The 20,983-nt window shown below is 70.8% G+C and carries 22 protein-coding genes and 1 tRNA gene; 12 read left to right on the top strand and 11 right to left on the bottom strand.

What is annotated here, in order from left to right; all coding sequences use genetic code 11:
- Window positions 1-133 precede the first annotated feature (133 nt).
- The 8 genes from gyrA to ACFZ8E_RS07710 all read left to right on the top strand — a co-directional run bounded on the left by gyrA (window position 134) and on the right by ACFZ8E_RS07710 (window position 7,197).
- Window positions 134-2,869, top strand: a complete 2,736-nt coding sequence (gyrA, locus tag ACFZ8E_RS07745) for a DNA gyrase subunit A (protein WP_243949819.1) — start codon at window positions 134-136, stop codon at window positions 2,867-2,869.
- Window positions 2,870-3,118: 249 nt separating this feature from the next.
- Window positions 3,119-3,952 carry an outer membrane protein gene (locus ACFZ8E_RS07740; RefSeq protein ID WP_147726649.1) on the top strand — a complete coding sequence of 278 codons (834 nt, stop codon included), beginning with the start codon at window positions 3,119-3,121 and terminating at the stop codon, window positions 3,950-3,952.
- Window positions 3,953-4,109: 157 nt separating this feature from the next.
- Window positions 4,110-4,613 (top strand): pantetheine-phosphate adenylyltransferase, encoded by a 504-nt coding sequence (gene coaD / locus ACFZ8E_RS07735; RefSeq protein ID WP_147841845.1) that lies wholly within the window; start codon window positions 4,110-4,112, stop codon window positions 4,611-4,613.
- Between the two features lie 31 nt (window positions 4,614-4,644).
- Window positions 4,645-5,193 carry a peptidylprolyl isomerase gene (locus ACFZ8E_RS07730; protein WP_147841844.1) on the top strand — a complete coding sequence of 183 codons (549 nt, stop codon included), beginning with the start codon at window positions 4,645-4,647 and terminating at the stop codon, window positions 5,191-5,193.
- Window positions 5,194-5,199: 6 nt separating this feature from the next.
- Complete coding sequence (locus ACFZ8E_RS07725; RefSeq protein ID WP_147726644.1) at window positions 5,200-5,697, top strand: hypothetical protein; 498 nt, start codon at window positions 5,200-5,202, stop codon at window positions 5,695-5,697.
- Between the two features lie 70 nt (window positions 5,698-5,767).
- Entirely contained in the window at window positions 5,768-6,226 is a 459-nt protein-coding gene (locus ACFZ8E_RS07720; RefSeq protein WP_147841843.1) for a peptidylprolyl isomerase, read from the top strand.
- A gap of 114 nt (window positions 6,227-6,340) precedes the next feature.
- Window positions 6,341-6,481 carry a hypothetical protein gene (locus ACFZ8E_RS07715; RefSeq protein WP_187275419.1) on the top strand — a complete coding sequence of 47 codons (141 nt, stop codon included), beginning with the start codon at window positions 6,341-6,343 and terminating at the stop codon, window positions 6,479-6,481.
- Window positions 6,482-6,945: 464 nt separating this feature from the next.
- Window positions 6,946-7,197: a hypothetical protein gene (locus tag ACFZ8E_RS07710; RefSeq protein WP_147841842.1), complete on the top strand. Its 252-nt coding sequence runs from the start codon at window positions 6,946-6,948 to the stop codon at window positions 7,195-7,197.
- Window positions 7,198-7,252: 55 nt separating this feature from the next.
- On the opposite strand, the gene ACFZ8E_RS07705 is transcribed toward ACFZ8E_RS07710, so the two are convergent.
- From ACFZ8E_RS07705 to ACFZ8E_RS07675, 7 genes are all read right to left on the bottom strand, one after another.
- Window positions 7,253-7,326: transfer RNA gene (locus ACFZ8E_RS07705), tRNA-Gly, on the bottom strand.
- A gap of 78 nt (window positions 7,327-7,404) precedes the next feature.
- The gene (ssuD, locus tag ACFZ8E_RS07700; RefSeq protein ID WP_405042520.1) at window positions 7,405-8,580 is read right to left on the bottom strand and encodes an FMNH2-dependent alkanesulfonate monooxygenase; all 1,176 of its coding nucleotides are present in this window, start codon (window positions 8,578-8,580) and stop codon (window positions 7,405-7,407) included.
- Window positions 8,581-8,600: 20 nt separating this feature from the next.
- Window positions 8,601-9,497 carry an ATP-binding cassette domain-containing protein gene (locus ACFZ8E_RS07695; RefSeq protein WP_243949815.1) on the bottom strand — a complete coding sequence of 299 codons (897 nt, stop codon included), beginning with the start codon at window positions 9,495-9,497 and terminating at the stop codon, window positions 8,601-8,603.
- The gene (ssuC, locus tag ACFZ8E_RS07690) at window positions 9,497-10,276 is read right to left on the bottom strand and encodes an aliphatic sulfonate ABC transporter permease SsuC (RefSeq protein WP_243949814.1); all 780 of its coding nucleotides are present in this window, start codon (window positions 10,274-10,276) and stop codon (window positions 9,497-9,499) included. Before ssuC ends, ACFZ8E_RS07695 begins: the two co-directional genes overlap by 1 nt.
- Entirely contained in the window at window positions 10,273-11,229 is a 957-nt protein-coding gene (locus ACFZ8E_RS07685; protein ID WP_405044343.1) for a sulfonate ABC transporter substrate-binding protein, read from the bottom strand. The genes ssuC and ACFZ8E_RS07685 overlap by 4 nt, the downstream gene beginning before the upstream one ends.
- A 75-nt stretch (window positions 11,230-11,304) precedes the next feature.
- Entirely contained in the window at window positions 11,305-12,258 is a 954-nt protein-coding gene (locus tag ACFZ8E_RS07680) for an aliphatic sulfonate ABC transporter substrate-binding protein (RefSeq protein WP_405042519.1), read from the bottom strand.
- 8 nt (window positions 12,259-12,266) lie between these two features.
- The gene (locus ACFZ8E_RS07675; protein ID WP_147728035.1) at window positions 12,267-12,848 is read right to left on the bottom strand and encodes an NAD(P)H-dependent oxidoreductase; all 582 of its coding nucleotides are present in this window, start codon (window positions 12,846-12,848) and stop codon (window positions 12,267-12,269) included.
- Between the two features lie 553 nt (window positions 12,849-13,401).
- Here ACFZ8E_RS07675 and sfnG point away from each other — a divergent pair.
- Together sfnG and ACFZ8E_RS07665 are read left to right on the top strand one after the other, a co-directional pair.
- Entirely contained in the window at window positions 13,402-14,514 is a 1,113-nt protein-coding gene (gene sfnG / locus ACFZ8E_RS07670; RefSeq protein WP_243988743.1) for a dimethylsulfone monooxygenase SfnG, read from the top strand.
- A gap of 88 nt (window positions 14,515-14,602) precedes the next feature.
- Complete coding sequence (locus ACFZ8E_RS07665) at window positions 14,603-15,865, top strand: SfnB family sulfur acquisition oxidoreductase (RefSeq protein WP_405042517.1); 1,263 nt, start codon at window positions 14,603-14,605, stop codon at window positions 15,863-15,865.
- 6 nt (window positions 15,866-15,871) lie between these two features.
- On the opposite strand, the gene ACFZ8E_RS07660 is transcribed toward ACFZ8E_RS07665, so the two are convergent.
- A complete protein-coding gene (locus tag ACFZ8E_RS07660; RefSeq protein WP_405042516.1) occupies window positions 15,872-16,732 on the bottom strand; it encodes an alpha/beta fold hydrolase in 861 nt (286 codons plus the stop codon).
- Window positions 16,733-16,752: 20 nt separating this feature from the next.
- On the bottom strand, window positions 16,753-17,598 hold the full coding sequence (dapD, locus tag ACFZ8E_RS07655) for a 2,3,4,5-tetrahydropyridine-2,6-dicarboxylate N-succinyltransferase (protein WP_147729790.1): 846 nt from the start codon (window positions 17,596-17,598) through the stop codon (window positions 16,753-16,755).
- Window positions 17,599-17,919: 321 nt separating this feature from the next.
- Here dapD and ACFZ8E_RS07650 point away from each other — a divergent pair, with 321 nt between their 5' ends.
- Together ACFZ8E_RS07650 and ACFZ8E_RS07645 are read left to right on the top strand one after the other, a co-directional pair.
- A complete protein-coding gene (locus tag ACFZ8E_RS07650) occupies window positions 17,920-18,951 on the top strand; it encodes an SDR family oxidoreductase (protein ID WP_405042515.1) in 1,032 nt (343 codons plus the stop codon).
- A 1-nt stretch (window position 18,952) separates the two neighbouring features.
- A complete protein-coding gene (locus ACFZ8E_RS07645; protein ID WP_243949798.1) occupies window positions 18,953-19,855 on the top strand; it encodes an alpha/beta fold hydrolase in 903 nt (300 codons plus the stop codon).
- A gap of 25 nt (window positions 19,856-19,880) precedes the next feature.
- Here ACFZ8E_RS07645 and ACFZ8E_RS07640 read toward each other — a convergent pair whose 3' ends face one another.
- The gene (locus ACFZ8E_RS07640; protein WP_243949796.1) at window positions 19,881-20,333 is read right to left on the bottom strand and encodes a cyclic nucleotide-binding domain-containing protein; all 453 of its coding nucleotides are present in this window, start codon (window positions 20,331-20,333) and stop codon (window positions 19,881-19,883) included.
- Between the two features lie 66 nt (window positions 20,334-20,399).
- Entirely contained in the window at window positions 20,400-20,978 is a 579-nt protein-coding gene (locus tag ACFZ8E_RS07635) for a methylated-DNA--[protein]-cysteine S-methyltransferase (protein ID WP_405042514.1), read from the bottom strand.
- Window positions 20,979-20,983: the final 5 nt, after the last annotated feature.

The raw sequence follows: 20,983 nt of genomic DNA, 5'->3' as shown, positions 1-20,983 counted from the left end.
TGCGACGGGAGGAATAATTAACCGTCTGATATCATTCGTCTTCCCCCACGTCGCGCCGCGCGCGGCGCTTCGGCGTGGGATGCACCTGACAACGGCCCCGGACGCGGGGCCTTCGCCACACGGATAAAAGCCCTTGGCCGACAACGACGAGACAGGGGCCGGCACGCCGCCGCCCGCCAGCGACATCAAGCCCGTCTCCATCACCGACGAGATGCGCCGGTCCTACCTCGACTACGCGATGAGCGTGATCGTGAGCCGGGCGCTGCCGGATGCGCGCGACGGCCTCAAGCCGGTGCACCGGCGCATCCTGTTCGCCGCCTACGAGAGCGGGCACCTGCCGGAGCGCAAGTACGTCAAGTCGGCCCGCATCGTCGGCGACGTGATCGGTCTCTACCACCCGCACGGCGACCAATCGATCTACGACGCCTTGGTCCGCATGGCGCAGGACTTCTCGATGCGGCTGATGCTCATCGACGGCCAGGGCAACTTCGGCTCGGTCGACGGCGATCCCGCGGCGGCGATGCGCTACACCGAATCGCGGCTCGCCAAGCCGGCGACCGCGCTGCTCGCCGATATCGACAAGAACACCGTCGACTTCCAGCCGAACTACGACGAGTCGCGCGAGGAGCCGTCGGTCCTGCCGGCGCGGTTCCCGAACCTGCTCGTCAACGGCGCCGGCGGCATCGCCGTCGGCATGGCGACCAACATCCCGCCGCACAATCTCGGCGAGCTGATCGACGCCTGCATCGCGCTGATCGACGATCCGGGGCTGACGATCGAGCAGCTCACCGAGATCGTACCCGGCCCGGACTTCCCGACCGGCGGGGCGATCCTCGGCCGCGCCGGGACCCGCCAGGCCTACGCCACCGGCCGCGGCTCGATCATCATGCGGGCGAAGTCCCACGTCGAGGAGCTTCGCAAGGAGCGCGAGGCTCTGATCTTCACCGAGATCCCGTACCAGGTGAACAAGGCCACGCTGGTCGAGAAGATCGCCGAGCTGGTCAAGGAGAAGCGCGTCGAGGGCATCTCCGACCTGCGCGACGAGTCCGACCGCGACGGCATGCGCATCGTCGTCGAGATCAAGCGCGACGCGATGGCGGAGGTGGTGCTGAACCAGCTCTACCGCTTCACGCCGCTGCAATCCTCGTTCGGCTGCAACATGGTGGCGCTGAACGGCGGCCGCCCCGAGCTGATGAACCTGAAGGACCTGCTCCAGGCCTTCATCGACTTCCGCGAGGAGGTCGTCTCCCGCCGCACCAAGTTCCTGCTGAACAAGGCCCGCGAGCGCGCCCACGTGCTGTGCGGCCTCGCGATCGCGGTCGCCAACATCGACGAGGTGATCCGGCTGATCCGCACCTCGCCCGACCCGAACTCGGCGCGCGAGGCGCTGATGGCCCGCGACTGGCCGGCCCACGACATCGCCCCGCTGATCGCCCTGGTCGACGACCCGCGCCACCGGGTGGCGGACGACGGCACCTACCGCCTCTCGGAGGTGCAGGCCCGCGCGATCCTCGACCTGCGCCTGCAGCGCCTGACCGCGCTCGGCCGCGACGAGGTCGGCGACGAGCTGAAGTCGCTCGCCGACGAGATCGCCGACTACCTCGACATCCTGCGCTCGCGCCACCGCATCCAGACCATCGTCAAGGACGAGTTCGCCGAGGTGCGGACCCAGTTCGCGACTCCGCGGCGGACGGTGATCCTCGACTACGATTCGAGCGTCGACGACGAGGACCTGATCCAACGCGAGGACATGGTCGTCACCGTGTCCCATGCCGGCTACGTCAAGCGCGTGCCGCTCTCGACCTACCGGGCCCAGCGTCGCGGCGGCAAAGGCCGCTCCGGCATGTCCACCCGCGAGGAGGATTTCGTCACCCGCCTGTTCGTGGCGAGCACGCATACGCCGGTGCTGTTCTTCTCCAGCCAGGGCCAGGCCTACAAGGAGAAGGTCTGGCGCCTGCCGATGGCGGCGCCGAACGCCCGCGGCAAGGCGCTCGTCAACATCCTGCAGCTGCAGGACCAGGCCGAGCGCATCACCACGATCATGCCGCTGCCCGAGGACGAATCGTCCTGGGACACGCTGGACGTGATGTTCGCGACGGCGTCCGGCGGCGTCCGGCGCAACAAGCTCTCCGACTTCGTGCAGGTGAACCGCAACGGCAAGATCGCGATGAAGCTCGATCCGGGCGACCACATCGTCCACGTCGAGATCTGCCGCCCCGAGCAGAACGTGCTGCTGACCACCGCGCTCGGCCAGTGCATCCGCTTCCCCGTCGAGGACGTCCGCGTCTTCAAGGGCCGCGATTCCACCGGCGTCCGCGGCATCAGCCTCGGCAAGGGCGATCGCGTCATCTCGATGACGATCCTCAACAGCTTCGACGCGACGCCCGAGGAGCGCGTCGGCTTCCTGAAGATGCAGCGCGCCGTCATCGGCGACACCGCACCTGAGGCCGGCGACGCCGATGCCGAGGAGGCCGCCACCGATGCGCCGCTGCTGTCGCAGGAGCGCTACGCCGAGATGGGCGCCAACCAGCAGTTCGTTCTGACGCTGGCCGAGCGCGGCTACGGCAAGCGGACCTCGTCGTTCGAGTACCGGACCTCGGGACGCGGCGGAAAGGGCATCAAGGCGATGGAGGTCAACGCCCGCAACGGCAACCTCGTCGCCTCCTTCCCGGTCGAGGCGGCGGACCAGATCATGCTGGTGACCAATGCCGGCCAGCTCATCCGCGTGCCGGTGGACGACATCCGCGTCGTCGGCCGCGCCTCGCAGGGCGTGACCGTGTTCGACACCGCCAAGGACGAGCGCGTCGTCTCCGTAGAGCACATCGCTGGCGAGGACGAAGGCGGCGAGATCATCGACGAGACGGCGTGAGGCGGAGGCCCTGCAGGGCGGCGGATCCAGTCGTCCTGCAGAGTTTTGGCACCGGCTTTTTGCGCGTGTTAGAAAAAATGATGCTCGGCGTGGGATGATTTTTCCGGGATAAACGTAGCGTATACATTTGACGAAAGCATCGTCGCGACTGGACTAACGATGTTCCGAGTGTTGCCGCGAAGTCATATTCAAGGTGAGGCGGCGGGGTTACTGGTCTGCAACGTCAGTCCCCAACCCCGGATGCCGCCCGTGCTGAAGTCTTTCGCCCTCGCCGCCGTCGCCTCGGCGACCCTCGCCGCCTCAGCCGGCGCCGCCGACCTTCCGCGCCGGGCCCCGCCGCCGGTGTTCACGCCCGTCCCGGTCTTCACCTGGACCGGCTTCTACCTCGGCGCGAATGCTGGCTACGCCTTCTCCGAGCGCGACAACGTCCGCACCGCCGGCATCGGCGCGCTGCAGCTCAACGTCGACCGCGGCCTGCGCCGCTCGAGCGTGCCGCTGCCGCAGGACGGCTTCACCGGCGGCGGCCAGATCGGCTACAACTACCAGTTCACCCCGGGCTCCGGCATCGTCGTCGGCATCGAGGCCGACGCGCAGTACACCGACCTGCAGCGCCGCCGCACCGAGACGATCTTCAACCCGGCCTTCAACCCCAACGTCCTGACCAACAGCTACCGCACCGAGCTGAACTACCTCGGCACCGTGCGCGGCCGCATCGGCTACGCCTTCGACCGGGTGTTCGTGTACGGCACCGGCGGCTTCGCCTACGGCGACGTGACCCAGTCCGTCACGTTCCAGACCGGCGCTCCGGTGACCTACGCCGCCCGCCGCTCCAGCATGGAGACCGGCTACGCCTACGGCGGCGGCATCGAGTACGCGCTGCCGACCGAGTCGTTCCTGAACTTCTTCCGCGCCAGCGCGGTCACGATCAAGGGCGAGTACCTCCGCTACGACCTCGGGAGCCGCAACCTCTTCGTCGCCAATGTCGGCCCCGCCGGCACGCCGGGCATCGGCTACATCTCGCGCCTCTCGACCGAGGGCAGCCTCGCCCGCGCCGGCATCAACTACAAGTTCGGTACGTACTAGGATCTGCGCCGGGCGGCGGGTCGCCCGGATCGATCGAGATCGACCGGAAGGGTGGGAGCGGAAGCGCTTCCGCCCTTCCTCGCGTTTCCGGCCGGCGGTCCATTCGCCGGGGCCGGCAGTTCCGTTCGTCACGAAAATCCTCTAGGGCGTTGCGGGCATGAACCGCACCGCGCTCTATGCCGGGTCATTCGATCCGGTGACCAACGGCCATCTCGACGTCGTCCGCCAAGCCTGTCGGCTGGTGCCGCGCCTCGTGATCGCGATCGGCGTCCATCCCGGCAAGGCCCCGCTCTTCTCCGCCGAGGCGCGGGCCGAGCTGCTCGCGGAGACCTGCGCGCCGCTCGCCGCCGCCGAGGGGACGGAGCTGGAGATCGCGACCTTCGACGACCTCGCCGTGACGGCGGCGCGCCGCTGCGGCGCCAGCCTGTTCATCCGCGGCCTGCGCGACGGCACCGATCTCGACTACGAGATGCAGCTTGCCGGCATGAACGGCGCGATGGCGCCCGAAGTCCAGACCGTGTTCCTGCCGGCCTCGATCCAGGTCCGCCCGATCACCGCGACGCTCGTCCGGCAGATCGCCGCGATGGGCGGCGACGTCTCGCCCTTCGTGCCGGCCCAAGTGGCCGAACGCCTCGCGGCTCGCTTCGCGAGCCGCAGCTGAGCCCCCAACGCTTCTCAAGGAAACGATCCCCATGAACCGCCGCAACGCCGTTTTCGCGCTCGCGCTCTCCCTTACGCTCGGGGCCTCCGCCGCCCGCGCCGCCGACGCCAACACCGTCTACCTCGACACCAAGGACGGCCGCGTCACGATCGAGCTGCGCCCGGACATCGCGCCCAAGCACGTCAAGCAGCTCAAGACTCTGATCGCGCAAGGCTTCTACAACGGCCTGAAGTTCCACCGGGTGATGGACGGCTTCATGGCCCAGACCGGCGACCCGAAGGGCAACGGCACCGGCGGCTCGAGCCTGCCCGACATCCCGGCCGAGTTCTCCTCGGCGCAGTTCCGCCGCGGCACCGTCGGCATGGCGCGCTCGTCAGATCCGAACTCGGCGAACTCGCAGTTCTTCATCTGTCTCGGCGATGCCTCCTTCCTGAACGGCCAGTACACCGTGGTCGGCCTCGTCTCCGACGGCATGGATGCCGTCGACAAGATCAAGAAGGCGGCGCCCGGCGCCGCCGGCGGCGCGGTCCAGAACCCGGACAAGATCGTCAAGATGCAGCTGGCCGAGAAGGCCAAGTAAGCGGCGATGCGGGGCCTGCGCCGCGCGTCGGCGACCCTCCTCGTCGCCCTCGTGCCCGCCGCCGCGGGCGCCCAGCCGTTCTACGGCTACGCGTTCGACGGCGAAGGCCCCGGCTATCCGCTGAGCCTGCCGCAGACGTTGCGGGCGACGATCGTCGTCCCGCTCGCGGTGAAGCCGGTTCCGCGCCCGAACACCCTGGCCGAGCTCTATCCCGCCCTCGCGGCGTGCTGGCGCCCGCCCGCCATCCTCGAGGATGCGTCGAACGTCGAGATCACCGCGCGGCTGTCGCTCCGGCGCGACGGAAGCTTGCTCGGGCCGCCACGGATCACGTATGCGAGGGGCGTCGGTCCGAAGACGCGCCCGACCCTGGTGCATGCGACGATCGACGGATTGAACCGTTGCCTGCCGGCCCAGATCACGCCCGGCCTCGGCCGAGCGATCGCCGGGCGTCCCGTCGCCCTACGTTTCGTCTACCGGAAGGTCACCGCGAACCGACCCGGATGACGGCCACCGATCACCCCGCCGCGCCGCAGCCAGGCGCAGCGCCCCCGCCCTGAACAACCTGGAGACCGACATGGCCGACACCGAAAACCTCGTCCTCGAGACCACCAAGGGCCGCGTCGTCGTCGCGCTGCGCTCCGACCTCGCGCCGAACCACGTCGAGCGCATCAAGACGCTCGCCGGCCAGGGTTTCTACGACGGCGTGCCGTTCCACCGCGTCATCGACGGCTTCATGGCGCAGACCGGCGATCCCACCGGCACCGGCTCGGGCGGCTCCGACCTTCCCGACCTGAACGCCGAGTTCAACGCCGAGCCGCACACCCGCGGCACCTGCTCGATGGCGCGCACCAACTTCCCGCACTCGGCGAACTCGCAGTTCTTCATCTGCTTCGACGACGCCCGCTTCCTGGACAAGCAGTACACCGTCTGGGGCAAGGTCGTCGAAGGCATGGACGTGGTCGACACGATCAACAAGGGCGAGCCGCCGCGCTCGCCCGACAAGATCGTCAAGGCGAGCATCGCCGCCGCCTGAACCCGGACCCGCCCGTCGCCCCCGAGAACCGGGCGACGGGCGGTGCCCCACGCCCCAAGTTTTCTGCACGCGATACCCGTTTCAGTCGTCGATCCCTCGCCCGCGGCGGAGGCGATGCATGCCTCCATCGAGCAGACGATCGTCGAGCGCGAACTGCCGACGGCAGCCGTATCGGATCGAGGATCAAAAGATCGGGAGGCGCCGACGCCCTACCCGCACCCCCTCCGCGAATGCCGGATCATGCAATTCGGCTGAGCCATTCGCGACGGTGCTATGCCAGGATCGAGCCGTCCGCTTGCAGCGCCATGGCCCCGCCGGCGGTTGCTCGATCGGCGATCGCTCGATCCCGCTCGTCATCGGGCTCGACACGGTGGCCGGACTCGTCACGAACCCGTCTGCGCCCCGAAGGCGCTCGCATCGCTCGCCGTAGCGATGCTTGGGCGGGACCGCTCGCTCGGCGTCGTCCGGGTCGCTGGCGCGCACCAAGAACGCGCGGCGAATTTAACCCATGTTGGTGTCGGTCTTGCGCCGGCAACTTAGCGTGACGGTTGCGCTCGCCCGTCATTTGAACACATCACGGTTGGCGCATCGATCTCTTCCGCCGCGGATTAATCGTGCCGAGGCCGGCGCTCGCGGGTGCGGACGCAAATCGACACGATGTCGTCCATGGCCATGCGCGAGCAAGAACACATCGGATGGTCGAGAAGCGGGATACGGGCGTGAGCGAGGCGATCCAGGACGAGACCTTGCAGGCGCCGGTCGCAATCGCCCGCAGCCGCAGGGCGTCCCCCGCAGGTCCGCGCTATCACGCGGTCATCACCGCCCGCGACGGCGCGAAGAGCCTTCACCCGTTGCCGGCATTCGGCGACGACGAAGCCATCGCGCAGGCGCTCGCGCTCGCCGAAGGCCGGGTGATCGAGGTCTGGGACGGCCCGCGCCTGATCGAGCGCTTCAACGCAGTCACCTGGTAGCGCCCGAACCGTAAATGGCAGGCGTCGCGACCGTCGGCATGATCTACAGAAGGGGTGGAGCGGGTACCGGGAATCGAACCCGGGTATTCAGCTTGGAAGGCTGCTGCTCTACCATTGAGCTACACCCGCGATCCGCGCCGGATAGCATGGCGCGGTGAGCTTGAGAAGGCCGGAGACGCTGCGATCCGGCCCCTCCCGGCGTGGTTCTCAGTGCGCCGCGACCTGCCGCGTCGGCACGATGTCGTTGGCCATCACCTCGCCGAACGGGCCGTCGTTGCGGGCGTTCGAGGGGCCGATGCCGGTGGTGGCGCGCAGCGGCAGCTTCGGGAAGACGAGCTCGGCGAAGCGGTAGGCTTCCTCGAGATGCGGGTAGCCGGAGAGGATGAAGCGGTCGATCCCGAGATCGATGTACTCCTTCATCCGGTCGGCGACCTGGTCGGCCGAGCCGACCAGCGCCGTGCCGGCACCGCCGCGCACCAGCCCGACGCCGGCCCAGAGGTTCGGCGAGACCTGAAGCTTGTCCCGGCTTCCGCCGTGCAGCGCCATCATCCGGCTCTGCCCGACCGAATCCTGGCGCTTCAGCGTGGCCTGCGCCTTGGCGATCGTGGCGTCGTCGAGCTTCGAGATCAGGCGGTCGGCCGCCGCCCACGCCTGGCCCTCGGTCTCGCGGACGATGACGTGCAGGCGTATGCCGTAGGAGAAGGTCTTGCCGCGCGCCTCCGCGGCCGCCTTCGCGGTCGCGATCTTCTCGGCGACGCCGGCCGGCGGCTCGCCCCAGGTAAGGTAGACGTCGCAATGCTCGGCCGCCACGTCGATGCCGGCCGGCGACGAGCCGCCGAAGTAGAGCGGCGGATAGGGCTTCTGCACCGGGGGGAAGATCAGCCGGCCGTTCTCCGCCGAGAGGTGCTTGCCCGTGAACGAGACGGTCTCGCCGGCCATCAGGCCGCGCCAGATGTGGAGGAACTCGTCGGTCACCGCGTACCGCGCGTCGTGGTCGAGGAACACGCCGTCGCCGCGCAGCTCCACCGGATCGCCGCCGGTGACAACGTTGATCAGCAGGCGCCCATCGGAGATCCGGTCCAGCGTCGAGGCCATGCGGGCGGCCGCCGAGGGCTCCATCAGGCCGGGACGCACGGCGACGAGGAAGCGCAGGCGCTGCGTCAGCGGCGCGAGCGCCGAGGCGATCACCCAGGAATCCTCGCAGGAGCGGCCGGTGGGCAGCAGCACGCCGTAATAGCCGAGGGCGTCGGCGCCCTGCGCGATCTGGCGGAGATAGCTCAGCGACACGTCGCGCGCGCCCTCAGACGCGCCGAGATAGCGGCCGTCGCCGTGCGTCGGCAGGAACCAGAGGACGTCGGTCTTTCCGTCGGTCGAGGCGGTCATCGAAAGGTCTCCGTGTCGGCTCAGGCCGCCGAGGGCGTGCCGAGCAGGTGCTCGAGGATGCGGCCTTCGAGCCGCGCCAGGTCGGGATCGCCGCGGCGGCGCGGCCGGGGCACGTCGACCCGCAGATCGAGGGCGATGCGGCCCTCGTCGACGACGAGGATGCGGTCGGCCATCGCCACGCCTTCGGCGACGTCGTGGGTCACGAGGAGCGCGGTGAAGCCCTGCGCCCGCCAGATCCGCTCGATCAGGTCCTGCATGCCGATGCGGGTGAGCGCGTCGAGCGCGCCGAGCGGCTCGTCGAGCGCCAGCAGGCCGGGTCCGCTGACCAGCGCCCGGGCGAGCGCTACGCGCTGGCGCTGGCCGCCGGACAGGGTGGCGGGCCAGACGCCGGCCTTGTCGGCCAAGCCGACCTCCTCGAGGGCCGCGAGCGCACGCGCCCGACGCTCGGCCTTGGTGCCGGTGCCGGACAGGCCGACGGCGACGTTGTCGACCACGCGGGCCCAGGGCAGCAGCCGCGGCTCCTGGAACATGATGCGCCGCGGCCGCTGAGACCGGCGCGGGCCGGCCTCGGCCTCGTCGAGGCCGATGCGCCCGGAGGTCGGCGTCTCGAGGCCGAGGATCAGGCGCAGCAGGGTGCTCTTGCCGCAACCGGAGCGGCCGACCACCGCCGTGAAGCCGCCGGCGGGCAGGAACAGGTCGAGCCCCGCGATCACGGCGTTGCCGTCGAAGCTCTTGTGGAGGTCGCGGACGGTGACCGCGATGCCGCGTTGCTCCCCCGCCCGGTCGGGGGAGGATCGGGATGATGGTTGCGCGCTGCCCGATGGCGTCGCGACCCTCTCCCCCTGGGACAGCGCACGCGCGCCGGTGTCCGGTTCCCGCGCCGGCGGCTTGTCGCGGAGTTGGGCGTCGAGCAGCATCAGGCGCTCCTGTAGGCGGGGTTCCAGGCGAGGCAGCTGCGCTCCAGCTGCCGCGTCAGCGCGTCGGCGAGCTTGCCGAGCGCGGCGTAGATCAGGATCGCCAGCACCACGACGTCGACCAGCATGAACTCGCGTGCCTGCATCGCCATGTAGCCGAGGCCCGAGGAGGCCGAGATGGTCTCGGCGACGATGAGCGTCAGCCACATGATCCCGAGGGCGTAACGCAGGCCGACGAAGATCGACGGCAGCGCGCCCGGCAACACCACGCGGCGGAACAGCTCGGCGTTCGACATGCCGTAGACGCGGCCCATCTCGACCAGGGCCGGATCGACCGAGCGGATTCCGTGCAGGGTGTTGGCGTAGATCGGGAAGAACACGCCGAGCGCCACCAGGAACAGCTTGGCCTCCTCGCCGATGCCGAACCACAGGATCACCAGCGGGATCAGCGACAGGTGGGGCACGTTGCGCACCATCTGAACCGAGGTGTCGGTCAAGCGCTCGGACAGGCGCGAGAGCCCGTTGGCGAGGCCGAGGCCGAAGCCGATGCCGCCGCCGACCACGAAGCCGGCGAGCGCGCGCAGCGTGCTGACGCCGAGATTGGTCCAGAGCTCGCCGGTGCGGCCGGCCTCGATCCCGGCGCGGACCACGTCGAGCGGCGCCGGCATGAAGCGGTTCGAGACCAGGCCGGCCGAGACCGCCGCCTGCCAGCCGACGAGAATCGCCACCGGCAGCAGCCAGGGCACGGCGGCGTCGCGGATGCGGGAGGGGGTGGCGCTCATCGGATCTCGGCCTTGCGTTGCGGGTGGGCCCAGACGGCGTCCGCGACCCGGATCGGTTTCGGCAAGAGGCCGAGGGCGTGGAAGGCGTCGGCCACCGCCTGCTGGTCGGCGATCGTCTGCGCGTCGAGGGCCGCGACCCCGTAGGACAGGCGATCGAGCGCCACCGTGAGCACCGGCGCCGGGATGCCGACCGAGGGCGCAAGCTCGGAGGCGACCGTGCCGCCGTTGCCGGCGGCCCAGGTGTCGACCTCGGCGATCGCCTTCAGGATCGCGGACACGATGTCCGGGCTCGCCTCGGTGAAGGCGCGGCGCGACAGGTAGAACTGGCGGTTCGGTGCGATCCCGGTGCCGTCGGCGAGGATGCGCGCACCGGTCGAGCGCTCGGCGGCGGCGAGATAGGGGTCCCAGATCGCCCAGGCGTCGACCGAGCCGCGCACGAAGGCGGCGTTCGCGTCGGCCGGCGAGAGGAAGACGAGCCTGACCGCATCGTAGGCGATGCCGGCCTTCTCCAGGGCGCGCACTACGAGGAAATGGACGTTGGAGCCCTTGTTCAAGGCGATGGTCTTGCCGCGCAGGTCCGAGACGGCGCGAATCGGGCTGTCCTTCGGCACCAGGATCGCTTCGCCCCGCGGGGCCGGCGGCTCGGTGCCGACGTAGCGCAGGTCGGCGTTGGCGGCCTGGGCGAAGATCGGCGGCGCCTCGCCGGCGGAGCCGAGGTCGATCGCCCCGGCGTTCAGCGCCTCGAGCAGCGGCGGACCGGAAGGAAACTCCGACCACGCGACCTCGTAGCCGAGGGGCGCGAGCGCCGTCTCGAGGGTTCCGCGGCCCTTCAGCAGGACCAGCGACCCGTATTTCTGGTAGCCGATCCGGATGGCGGACGCAGCGCGGGCCGGGCGTAGCGCGATCGCCGCCGCGAGGCCGAGGCCGGCCGAGAGCAGGGCGCGGCGTCGCATGTGCGCGCCGGCCTCCGTCAGAGCGTCGAGCGCCGCACGCGGCGCGCGCGAGAAGTGGTCGTCGGTCATCGCGGATCAGCCGTTGCGTGCGGGTGGAATCCAGACCGCGTCGGCGACGCGGATCGGCTTCGGGATCAGCTTCAGGGCGTGGAAGCGGTCGGCGATCACCTGCTGCTCGGCGGCGACGCGGTCGTTCATCGGGCCGATGAGGTAGTCGGTGCGGTCGACCGCGCGACGGGTGGCGGCGAGGGGCACGCCGGTGCCCTTCGAAAGCAGATCGGCGACCTCGCCGCGATTGTCGCCGCACCAGCGCGCGACGCCGCCGAGCACGTCGATCACCTCGGCCAGCACCGCGCCGCGTCCCTCCGCGAAGGCGCGGCTCGCCAGGAAGAAGTTGTTCTGTCGCGCGATCTCCTTGGCCGTCGCCAGCACGCGGACGCCGTCGCCGCCCTCCGCGATGGCGTAGTACGGGTCCCAGATCGTCCAGGCGTCGATGCTGCCCCGCGAGAACGCCGCCGCGGCGTCGGCGGGCGCCAGCGTCACCGGCTCGATGTCGGCGTAGGTGAGGCCCGCCTTCTCCAGCGCGGCGACCGTGAGGTTGTGCGCGCTCGACGCCTTGGCGAAGGCGACGCGCTTGCCCTTCAGCTCAGCCAGCGACCGGATCGTCGAGCCCTTGGGCAGCAGGATGCCCGAGCCCGAGCCGCCGGCCTCCTGCGCCGCGGCATAGACCAGGCTCGACTTGGCGGCCTGCGCGAAGATCGGCGGGGCGTCGCCGGTCTGGCCGAAATCGATGCCGTCGAGGGACAAGGCCTCGAGCAGCGGCGGCCCGAAGGAGAACTCGATCCAGCGCACGCTATGGCCGAGCTTGGCCAGGCGCTCCTCGATCACGCCCTGCTGCTTGGCGACCACGAGGATGCCGTTCTTCTGGTAGCCGATGCGCAGCACGCCCGGCTCGGCGGCCACCGCCGGACGGGTCAGGGGCAGCGCCGCGGCGAGGGCCGTGGCGACGAGGCGGCGGCGGTCGATCATCGCGGGTCTCAGCGGGCGGCGGCGAGCGCCACGGGGGCGGACGATTCCGCCGCGATCCCGGCGCGCACCAGGGCCGCGAGCTGGGCGCCGGCCTGGGCGATCCGTTCGCGCACGCCCGCATCCGTCGGGAGGCCGTCGGTGAAGTCCGGATCGGAGCCGTAGACGGTGGTCGGCACCTGCAGGGCGCCGAAGAACCCGAACAGCGGCCGGAACGAATGCTCGACGACGAGCGCGTGGCGGGCGCCGCCGCCGGTGGCGACGATCGCGACCGGCTTGTTGGCCAGGGCCGCCGGATCAATCAGGTCGAAGACGTGCTTGAACAGCCCGGTGAAGCTGCCCTTGTAGACCGGCGAGCCGACGACCAGCGCGTCGGCGCCCTCGATCGCCTCGATCACCCGGCGGGCGGGAAGCGACAGCGCATCCCGCGACCAGGCCGCGCCGAGCCCGGTGCCGGCATCGACGAGATCGAACAGCCGAAGGTCGAGGCCGCCGTCGACAGTGGCGGCCTCGGCCACGGCCTCGACCAGGGCGCGGGTCTTGGACGGGCGCTGGAGGTTGGCGCTGAAGCCCACGAGTTTCGGTCGCGTCATCGTCGGATCTCGTCTCGAAAGGAAGGTGGCGCAAGGCACGGTCCGGACGCGGGACGGCCGCGCCGCCACCCGTTCGGACCGTGCCGCGATGTCCTCCCAAAGGTGAGGCGTGCGGTGCACGCGGTCAATGAAACGTTCTTGCAAAAGAACGCTCCGGTTGAGGTGATCGTTGCCCGATGCGACCGGGAGGGGGTTTTTCGTTCTCCTTCCCCTCGTGCGCCGCGAAACGACCGACCTCTTCCACGAGCTCGGCCCACCATCGTTCTTTGTGAAGAACGCCGATACGATCGTTCGCGTGGTGCGTCGGCCGTTGCGCTCGGCTCGGGGAAGCTTCGTTCCCCGGAAGGACGGGCGACGGAAATTTCTTGCTCGTTCAGGCAAAAGATTGCGCGTTGCTTCCTTTGACGGCGGCATCGACTTTGGAAATACTTGACGGACAGGCAAATCGGCACGACGGCGAGCGGCTGCTCGATGCGATCTTCGATCCGCGACCATGCGGGACGATCGCTCTTCGCCCTTGCGGGAGGCCTGACCGACGAGGAGGCGCAACCCCATGACCAACCGCAACGCGACCGAAGAGCCGATCCGCTTCGCCTACTGGGTGCCGAACGTCTCCGGGGGGCTCGTCATCAGCGCGATCCCGCAGCGCACGAGCTGGGACGGAGATTACAACCGCAAGCTCGCGCGGATCGCCGAGGATGCCGGCTTCGACTACGCGCTGACGCAGATCCGCTTCACCGCCGGCTACGGCGCCGAGTACCAGCACGAATCGGTGGCCTTCAGCCACGCGCTGCTCGCCGTGACGACCAGGCTCAAGGTCATCGCCGCGCTGCTGCCCGGGCCGTGGAACCCGACCATCGCGGCCAAGCAGATCGCGACGATCAGCGAGCTGACCGACAACCGCATCGCGATCAACGTGGTCTCGGGCTGGTTCTCGGGCGAGTTCCGCGCCATCGGCGAGCCGTGGCTCGACCACGACGAGCGCTACCGGCGCTCCGAGGAGTTCATCACCGCGCTTCGCGGGATCTGGACTCAGGAGAACTACACGTTCCGCGGCGATTTCTATCGCTACACCGATTACAACCTCAAGCCGAAGCCGGCGGTGACGCCGGAGATCTTCCAGGGCGGCTCGTCGCGGGCGGCGCGCGACATGGCGGCGCGGGTGTCGGATTGGTACTTCACCAACGGCAACACCCCCGAGGGCATCCGGGCGCAGGTCGCCGACCTGCAGGCGAAGGCCGCCGCCAACGGCCATGCGGTCAAGGTCGGCGTGAACGCCTTCGTCATCGCGCGCGACACCGAGGCCGAGGCGCGCGCCGTGCTGCAGGAGATCATCGACCATGCCAACCCGGATGCGGTGAAGGCTTTCGGCCACGAGGCGAAGAACGCCGGCCGGGCTTCGCCCGAGGGCGAGGGCAACTGGGCGAAATCGACCTTCGAGGACCTCGTCCAGTACAACGACGGCTTTAAGACCAACCTGATCGGCACGCCGGACCAGATCGCCGAGCGCATCATCGCGCTCAAGGATGCCGGGACCGATCTCGCGCTGCTGGCCTTCCTGCATTTCCAGGAGGACGTGGCGTATTTCGGCGCGCACATCATCCCGCGGGTCCGCGCGCTCGAAGCGGCCCGCGCCGAGCGCGCTGAGCGCGCCGAGGCGGCGTAGGCGCGCCGATGCCGAGCATCCCCTCGCCGCGCGATCGGGAAGAGGCGGATGCGTATCCGACGACCGCCCTCGAACTTCGGAGAGATCGATGAACATCGCCGTCAGCACCCAGGCGCTGTCCGGAACAGCGTCCTCTCGCGGGGTTCCGGGCCCGGCCCGTCCATCCGAGGCCGCCCACATCATCCGCGACGACGCCGAGGCGATCCGCGTGGCCCACGCGCTCGCCGCCTCGATCCGCGAGGGGGCGTCGGAGCGCGACCTCGCGCATGCCCGGCCGCTGGCGGAGCTCGACCGGTTCTCGCAGAGCGGCCTATGGTCGATCAACGTTCCGCGCGAGCACGGCGGCCCCGAGGTGTCGTATCGGACGCTGGCGCAGGTGATCGCCATCGTCGCCGCGGCCGACCCTTCGATCGCACAGATCGCGCAGAACCACCTCGGCATCGTCGCCGCGATCCGCACCGTGTCGGACCCCGAGCAGCAGGCCCTCCTGTTCGCCGAGGTGCTGCGCGGCACCCGCTTCGGCAACGCGTTCTCGGAGAAGGGCACGGCGCGCGCCGCCGACTTCGCCACCCACTTCACCGACCACGGCGACCACGTGATCGTGCAGGGCCAGAAGTTCTACGCCACCGGGGCGCTGGTCGCCCACCTCGTGCCGATCGTCGCCGTCGACGATGCGGGTCTCGCCTGGTACGCGATCGCCGACCGCAACGCGCCCGGTCTGACGGTGATCGACGACTGGTCGGCCTTCGGCCAGCGCGGCACGGCGAGCGGCACGGTGCTGATCGAGGCCGTGCGGGTGGAGAAGAGCCACCTCGTCCCGGCCTGGAAGGCCTATCAGGAACTGCCGCGCCTCGACGGGGCGATCTTCCAGATCATCCAGGCGGCGATCGACGCCGGCATCGGCCGCGCGGCCCTGGATGACACCATCGCCTTCGTGCGCGAGAAGGCGCGGCCGTGGATCGATGCCGGTCAGGATCGGGCCTCCGACGACCCCTACACCATCCAGGCCGTCGGCGACCTCACCATCCGCCTGCACGCGGCCGAAGCAATCCTCGACCGCGCCGGCCTCGCGATCGACGCCGCGCTCGTCGACCACGATGCGGGGCTGGTGAACGCCGCCAAGATCGCGGTCGCCGAATCGAAGGTGCTCACCACCGAGATCGCGCTCGCGGCCTCGAACAAGCTGTTCGAGCTCGGCGGCACCCGCTCGACGCTCGCCGAGCACAACCTCGACCGGCACTGGCGCAACGCGCGGACGCACACGCTGCACGACCCCGTCCGCTGGAAGGTGGCGATCGTCGGCAACCACGCGCTCAACGGGGTGGCGCCCCCCTCCCACGCCTGGAGCTGAGGCGCGTCAGGCCGCGCGGATCGCCTCGGCGGTCTCGGCCGGATATTCCTCGTGCGGGCTGAGGGCGCCCGGCACCGGTCGGCCCTCGACGCGGCCGGACGCGACAAGCGCGTCCATCTCGGCGCCGGACCGGCGCGGGGCGCGGCTCGGGCGCAGCACCCGGATCGGCGGCAGGCCGTCGTTGAACAGGGCGAGGAAGGCTTCGCGCGTTGGCACGGGATCGAGCCCGCCGGTGACGAAGGCCGCCGTGCCGAAGCGCGCGCCGCGCTGGCGGGTGATCGTGGTCTTGTCCGCGATCAGCGCATCGGTGACGTGCGCCGCGTCGCCGTAGACGTGGGCGCGCATCATCCGGCCGATCACCTTGGGGCGGATGTTGAGGGCATAGAGGGCGTCGCCCAGCCCCGGCGTCTCGACCGCGCGGCGGATCGCGGTGAACAGGCCCCGGCGCTCCGGTCCCATCACGGTCGGAAGCGGGCCGCGCCAGGTCGGCGCCACCAGGACGAGCCGGGCGAACGCCGTCGGATGCCGGCGGGCGGCGGCCACCAGGTAGCCCGCCGCGTGGCCGGCGGCGACGCCGAGCGCGTAGGGGCCGGGTGCAGCCGCGAGCAGCGCGTCGAGATAGGCGTGGAACGTCGCCGGATCCAGCGGCAGCCGCGCCCGCGGATGCGCACCGAAGCCGGGCCAGTCCGGGATCAGGCAGCGATGGTCCCAGGCGAGCTGGTCGGCAACGCCGTGCATCTCGGCCCGCGACGCGATCGTCGAGAGCGCCGGCAGCAGCAGCACGTCGGGGCCGGCCCCGATCCGATCGCACGGCGTCGGCACCGAGCGGCCGGCCACCGTGAGGTCGAGGGTCGCGGTCTCGCGCATCGGATCGGGCCCGGCTCGGATCAGGTGCGCAGCAGCTCGTTGATCGCGGTCTTGGCGCGGGTGCCGGCGTCGACGCGCTTGACGATGACGGCGCAGTACAGGCCCGGTCCGGGCGAGCCGTCCGGCAGCGCCTTGCCCGGCATCGTGCCGGAGACGACCACCGAATAGGGCGGCACGCGGCCGTAGAAGACCTCGCCGGTGGTGCGGTCGACGATGCGGGTCGAGGCGCCGATGTAGACGCCCATCGACAGCACGCTGCCCTCGCCGACGATCACGCCCTCGGCCACCTCGGCGCGGGCGCCGATGAAGCAGTTGTCCTCGATGATCACCGGGTTGGCCTGCAGCGGCTCGAGCACGCCGGCGATGCCGGCGCCGCCCGAGATGTGGCAGTTGTCGCCGACCTGGGCGCAGGAGCCGATCGTCACCCAGGTGTCGACCATGGTGCCCTTGCCGACCCGCGCCCCGAGATTGATGAACGACGGCATCAGCACGGCGCCGGGCGCGATGAACGAGCCGCGGCGGACAAAGCAGCCGGGAACGGCGCGGAAGCCCGCGGCGCGGAACTCGGCCTCGCTCCAGCCCTCGAACTTCGAGGGCACCTTGTCCCACCACGGCGCCTCGCCGGGGCCGCCGGAGATCGGCGCCATGTCGTTGAGGCGGAAGGACAGCAGCACCGCCTTCTTCAGCCACTGGTTGACGACCCAATCCTGGTCGCCGCTCTTCTCGGCGACGCGCGCCTCGCCGGAATCGAGCAGGGCGAGGGCCGCCTCGACCGCCTCGCGAACGGCGCCGCGCGTGCTCGTGTCGATGCCGGCGCGGTCCTCCCAGGCGGCTTCGATGGTCTGGGCGAGGGCGGCGTGGGACATGGGTCTTCCGGACAGGGTTTTCGTGAGCGCCCGTGCTTACAAGCGGCCGACCGCCCTGTCACCTGACGGTCCCGGGGCCCGGGACGGCGTCCGGCCGCCGTCCGGCAGACGGATCCCCGTGCGCAGCACCCGCGACATCGCCTCGCCGGCTCAGGGCTTCCGCAGCCGCTCGAACCCGAGCCGGCCGGCTCGGGCACTCGAACGCCTGCGTGCAACGGACGCGCCTGGATCGCGCCTCGTTCGGCAACATCTCACGGTTTCGCGGGTAGCTCCCGAAGACCGCGGCTCTGTGCCGACCGGTGCGTGGAGCGATGTGACGGCATGAGACACAAGGCATTGCGCGATCAGGTCGTCGTCGTCACCGGCGCGTCGAGCGGCATCGGGCTCGCGACCGCCCGCCGGGCCGCGGCCGGGGGCGCACGCGTGGTGCTGGCGGCCCGCAGCGCCGACGTTCTCGAGACCGTGCGGTCGGAGATCGAGGCGTCCGGCGGCCGGGCGATCGCCGTCGCCTGCGATGTCGGGAACCGGGCCGAGGTCCAGGCCGTGGCCGATCGCGCGGTGTCCGCGTTCGGCGGCTTCGACACCTGGGTGAACGTCGCCGGCCTCACCATCTACGGGCCGCTGCGCGAGGTGTCCGACGCGGACAACGTCCGCCTGATCCAGACCAACCTCTGGGGCACGGTGTTCGGGTCGCTCGTCGCCGTCGAGCACCTGCGCCGCCGCGGCGGTGCGCTGATCAACCTCGGCAGCGTCGCCTCCGACCTCGCCTTCCCGTTCCAGGGCATGTACGTGGCGAGCAAGCACGCCGTGAAGGGATTCACCGACGCCCTGCGCATGGAGCTGCTGGCCGAGGATGCGCCGGTCTCGGTGACGCTGGTCAAGCCGACCTCGATCGACACGCCGCTGCCGCAGCGGGCGCGCAACTACATGGACCGGGAGCCGATGCTGCCGCCGCCGATCTACCCGCCCGAGGAGGTCGCGAACGCCATCCTGCACGCCGCCGTGCATCCGCAGCGCGACATCATCGTCGGCGGGGGCGGCAAGCTGATGGTGGCCGGCAAGGAATTCGCGCCGGGTGCCTACGATCTGCTGGCGCCGGCGATCATCGCGATGCAGAGGCGCGGCGAGGCACCGCGCGACCCGGCCGGCGCATTGCATGTGCCGAAGCATGCGGGCGCGGTCCGCGGCACCCAGCCCGGCTACGTGATGCGCACCAGTGCCTACACCCGAGCGACCCTGCATCCGGTCGCGGCGACGGCGGGGCTGATCGGGCTCGGCCTCGCCGCGCTGGCGCTGACGGGCATCGGCAGCAAGGCGGGCAATCCGTCCCGCGGGCGCAGGCGCTCGCTCTAGGATGGCCGCCCTGCTGCTCGACACGTCCGGCCTGCCCGGCCCTCCCCCCGAGACCCAGCGCATCGTCCCGCGCAAGATGGTCGACCTGCCGGACGGGCGGTCGATCGCCTATGCCGAAACCGGTGCCGGGCCGGACCTCGTCGCCATCCACGGCACGCTGATGACGCTGGAGGACATGTGGCTCGGTCCGGTGCCGGCGCTCGCCCGGCACTTCCGGGTGGTCGCCGTCGACCGGCCGGGGCACGGACTTAGCACCCGCGCCCGTGGAACCGACGCCTCGCCCTGGCGCCAGGCCGAGCTGATCCACACGGCCGTGCGATCGCTCGGGCTGCATCGCCCGGTGATCGTCGGGCATTCCTACGGCGGCGCCGTCGCGCTGGCCTACGGGCTGCTCTACCCCGACGACGTCGCCGGCATCGTGGCGCTCGCCCCGGTCTGCTTCCCTGAGCTTCGCCTCGAGCAGGTGCTGTTCGGCCCGCGCGCCGCCCCCGTGTCCGGCCCGGTGCTGTCGCGGGCTCTCGGGGCGTCCGCCGACCCGACGCTGCTGCCGATGCTGTGGAACGCGATGTTCCTGCCGCAGACGATGCCGAAGGCCTTCGCCGAGGCGTTTCCGTTCGGGTTCGCCGGGCGGTCCGGCCAGATCGTCGCCGAGGCGGAGGATGCGCTGTCGCTCTGGGTGGCGCTGAGCCGGAGCGCAACGGCCTACGCGACCTGCCGCGTGCCGGTGCGGATCCTGGCGGGCGATGCCGACATCGTGGTCAACCCGATGATCCACGGCGCCCTGGCCACTCGCTTGATCCCCGGCGCCCGTTACGAGCGGCTGCCGGGCATCGGGCACATGCTGCACCACTTCCGCGTCGACGCGGTGACGGAGGCCGCGCGCGCCGTCCTGCCACGATCCTGACCGTCGGCCACAGTGGCCCGGTCGCTCAATCCGCGTCGAGCATGGCGCGGACCCGGTCGAAGCCCCGGTTCAATCCGGTCAGGTCCTCGGCCAACGCGTCGTGGATCGCGGCCGCGGCGTCGGGGAACTCCTCCAGCACCCTACGCATCAGCGTCGGGGTGATGCGCATGACCTCCGCCGCGTCGCGCGCGGTGGCCTCGCTCGGCCGCTCGCCGCGGACGAACAGGGCGAGCCGCCCGATCAACGCAGAGCGCCCGGCCAGGATCGTCTCGCCGCCGGGCATGCGCGGCTCGAGGGCGATCGTGCCCGACAGGACGATGAAGCCGCCGTCGGCAGGATCGCCGCGGGCGAACAGCCGCTCGCCGGGATCCAGCGACCGGCGCTCGGCGGCGAAGGTGAGCAGGCGCAGGGCGTCGCGCCCGAAGGCTTCGAACACCGGCGCGGCGGCGAGGATCGCGATGTCGTCTTCGATGCCCAACCCGCGCCGGTCCTTCCCCATCCGATCGGCGATCCTTAGCGGAAGCGTCGGGAACGGGGAACGGGCTCAGCGCAGCAGCGCCGCCCCGAACAGGTCGGCGTGACGCTCCACGCCGCCGCGCCCGACATGGCGGGCCTCGTGGTCGAGGAGCCAGCGCTTGCGTTCCAGGCCGCCGCCGTAACCGGTGAGCGTGCCGTTCGCGCCGACGACGCGGTGGCACGGTACCACCACGCAGATCGGGTTCGCACCGTTGGCGGCGCCGACCGGGCGCACCGCGCGCGGATGCCCGATTCGCGCCGCGAGCGCGCCGTAGCTCTCGGTCGTCCCGGGCGGCACGGCGCGCAACGCGGCCCAGACCGCCCGCTGCAGCACGGTCCCGCCGGTGGCCGTCTCGATCGCGTCGATGGCGGTGAGGTCGCCGTCGAAGTAGTCCGCGAGCGCGCGCAACGCCCCGCTCGGATGCGGGCTGTCGGCGATCGACCAGCCGCCGCGGCCGTACCCGCGTTCGAGCAGCGTTTCCATGCGGTCGCGATAATCGCAGAAGTCGGCGACCCGCAGCCGCCCGTCCGCGTCGGTGAGGAGGACGAGCGTTCCGATCGGGCTCGCAAGGGTCTCGCGCCGAAGGGCGACCGGGGCGGCCCTCATGCCGG

Origin of the sequence: Methylobacterium sp. HMF5984 (assembly GCF_045033435.1) — a bacterium.
Lineage (GTDB): Bacteria > Pseudomonadota > Alphaproteobacteria > Rhizobiales > Beijerinckiaceae > Methylobacterium.
The sequence above is the reverse complement of the archived record's forward strand: the minus strand, read 5'-3'. Positions and strand labels throughout refer to the sequence as shown.

What these genes read in the sequence shown, in the direction of transcription:
- ACFZ8E_RS07650 (WP_405042515.1), top strand. Translation starts at nt 17,920, where the DNA reads ATGAGACACAAGGCATTGCGCGATCAGGTCGTCGTCGTCACCGGCGCG.
- ssuD (WP_405042520.1), bottom strand. Translation starts at nt 8,580, where the DNA reads ATGACCGCCTCGACCGACGGAAAGACCGACGTCCTCTGGTTCCTGCCG.
- ssuC (WP_243949814.1), bottom strand. Translation starts at nt 10,276, where the DNA reads ATGAGCGCCACCCCCTCCCGCATCCGCGACGCCGCCGTGCCCTGGCTG.
- ACFZ8E_RS07685 (WP_405044343.1), bottom strand. Translation starts at nt 11,229, where the DNA reads ATGCGACGCCGCGCCCTGCTCTCGGCCGGCCTCGGCCTCGCGGCGGCG.
- ACFZ8E_RS07720 (WP_147841843.1), top strand. Translation starts at nt 5,768, where the DNA reads ATGGCCGACACCGAAAACCTCGTCCTCGAGACCACCAAGGGCCGCGTC.
- ACFZ8E_RS07725 (WP_147726644.1), top strand. Translation starts at nt 5,200, where the DNA reads ATGCGGGGCCTGCGCCGCGCGTCGGCGACCCTCCTCGTCGCCCTCGTG.
- ACFZ8E_RS07695 (WP_243949815.1), bottom strand. Translation starts at nt 9,497, where the DNA reads ATGCTGCTCGACGCCCAACTCCGCGACAAGCCGCCGGCGCGGGAACCG.
- dapD (WP_147729790.1), bottom strand. Translation starts at nt 17,598, where the DNA reads ATGTCCCACGCCGCCCTCGCCCAGACCATCGAAGCCGCCTGGGAGGAC.
- ACFZ8E_RS07730 (WP_147841844.1), top strand. Translation starts at nt 4,645, where the DNA reads ATGAACCGCCGCAACGCCGTTTTCGCGCTCGCGCTCTCCCTTACGCTC.
- ACFZ8E_RS07660 (WP_405042516.1), bottom strand. Translation starts at nt 16,732, where the DNA reads ATGCGCGAGACCGCGACCCTCGACCTCACGGTGGCCGGCCGCTCGGTG.
- ACFZ8E_RS07715 (WP_187275419.1), top strand. Translation starts at nt 6,341, where the DNA reads ATGCATGCCTCCATCGAGCAGACGATCGTCGAGCGCGAACTGCCGACG.
- ACFZ8E_RS07645 (WP_243949798.1), top strand. Translation starts at nt 18,953, where the DNA reads ATGGCCGCCCTGCTGCTCGACACGTCCGGCCTGCCCGGCCCTCCCCCC.
- sfnG (WP_243988743.1), top strand. Translation starts at nt 13,402, where the DNA reads ATGACCAACCGCAACGCGACCGAAGAGCCGATCCGCTTCGCCTACTGG.
- ACFZ8E_RS07675 (WP_147728035.1), bottom strand. Translation starts at nt 12,848, where the DNA reads ATGACGCGACCGAAACTCGTGGGCTTCAGCGCCAACCTCCAGCGCCCG.
- ACFZ8E_RS07665 (WP_405042517.1), top strand. Translation starts at nt 14,603, where the DNA reads ATGAACATCGCCGTCAGCACCCAGGCGCTGTCCGGAACAGCGTCCTCT.
- ACFZ8E_RS07635 (WP_405042514.1), bottom strand. Translation starts at nt 20,978, where the DNA reads ATGAGGGCCGCCCCGGTCGCCCTTCGGCGCGAGACCCTTGCGAGCCCG.
- coaD (WP_147841845.1), top strand. Translation starts at nt 4,110, where the DNA reads ATGAACCGCACCGCGCTCTATGCCGGGTCATTCGATCCGGTGACCAAC.
- ACFZ8E_RS07680 (WP_405042519.1), bottom strand. Translation starts at nt 12,258, where the DNA reads ATGATCGACCGCCGCCGCCTCGTCGCCACGGCCCTCGCCGCGGCGCTG.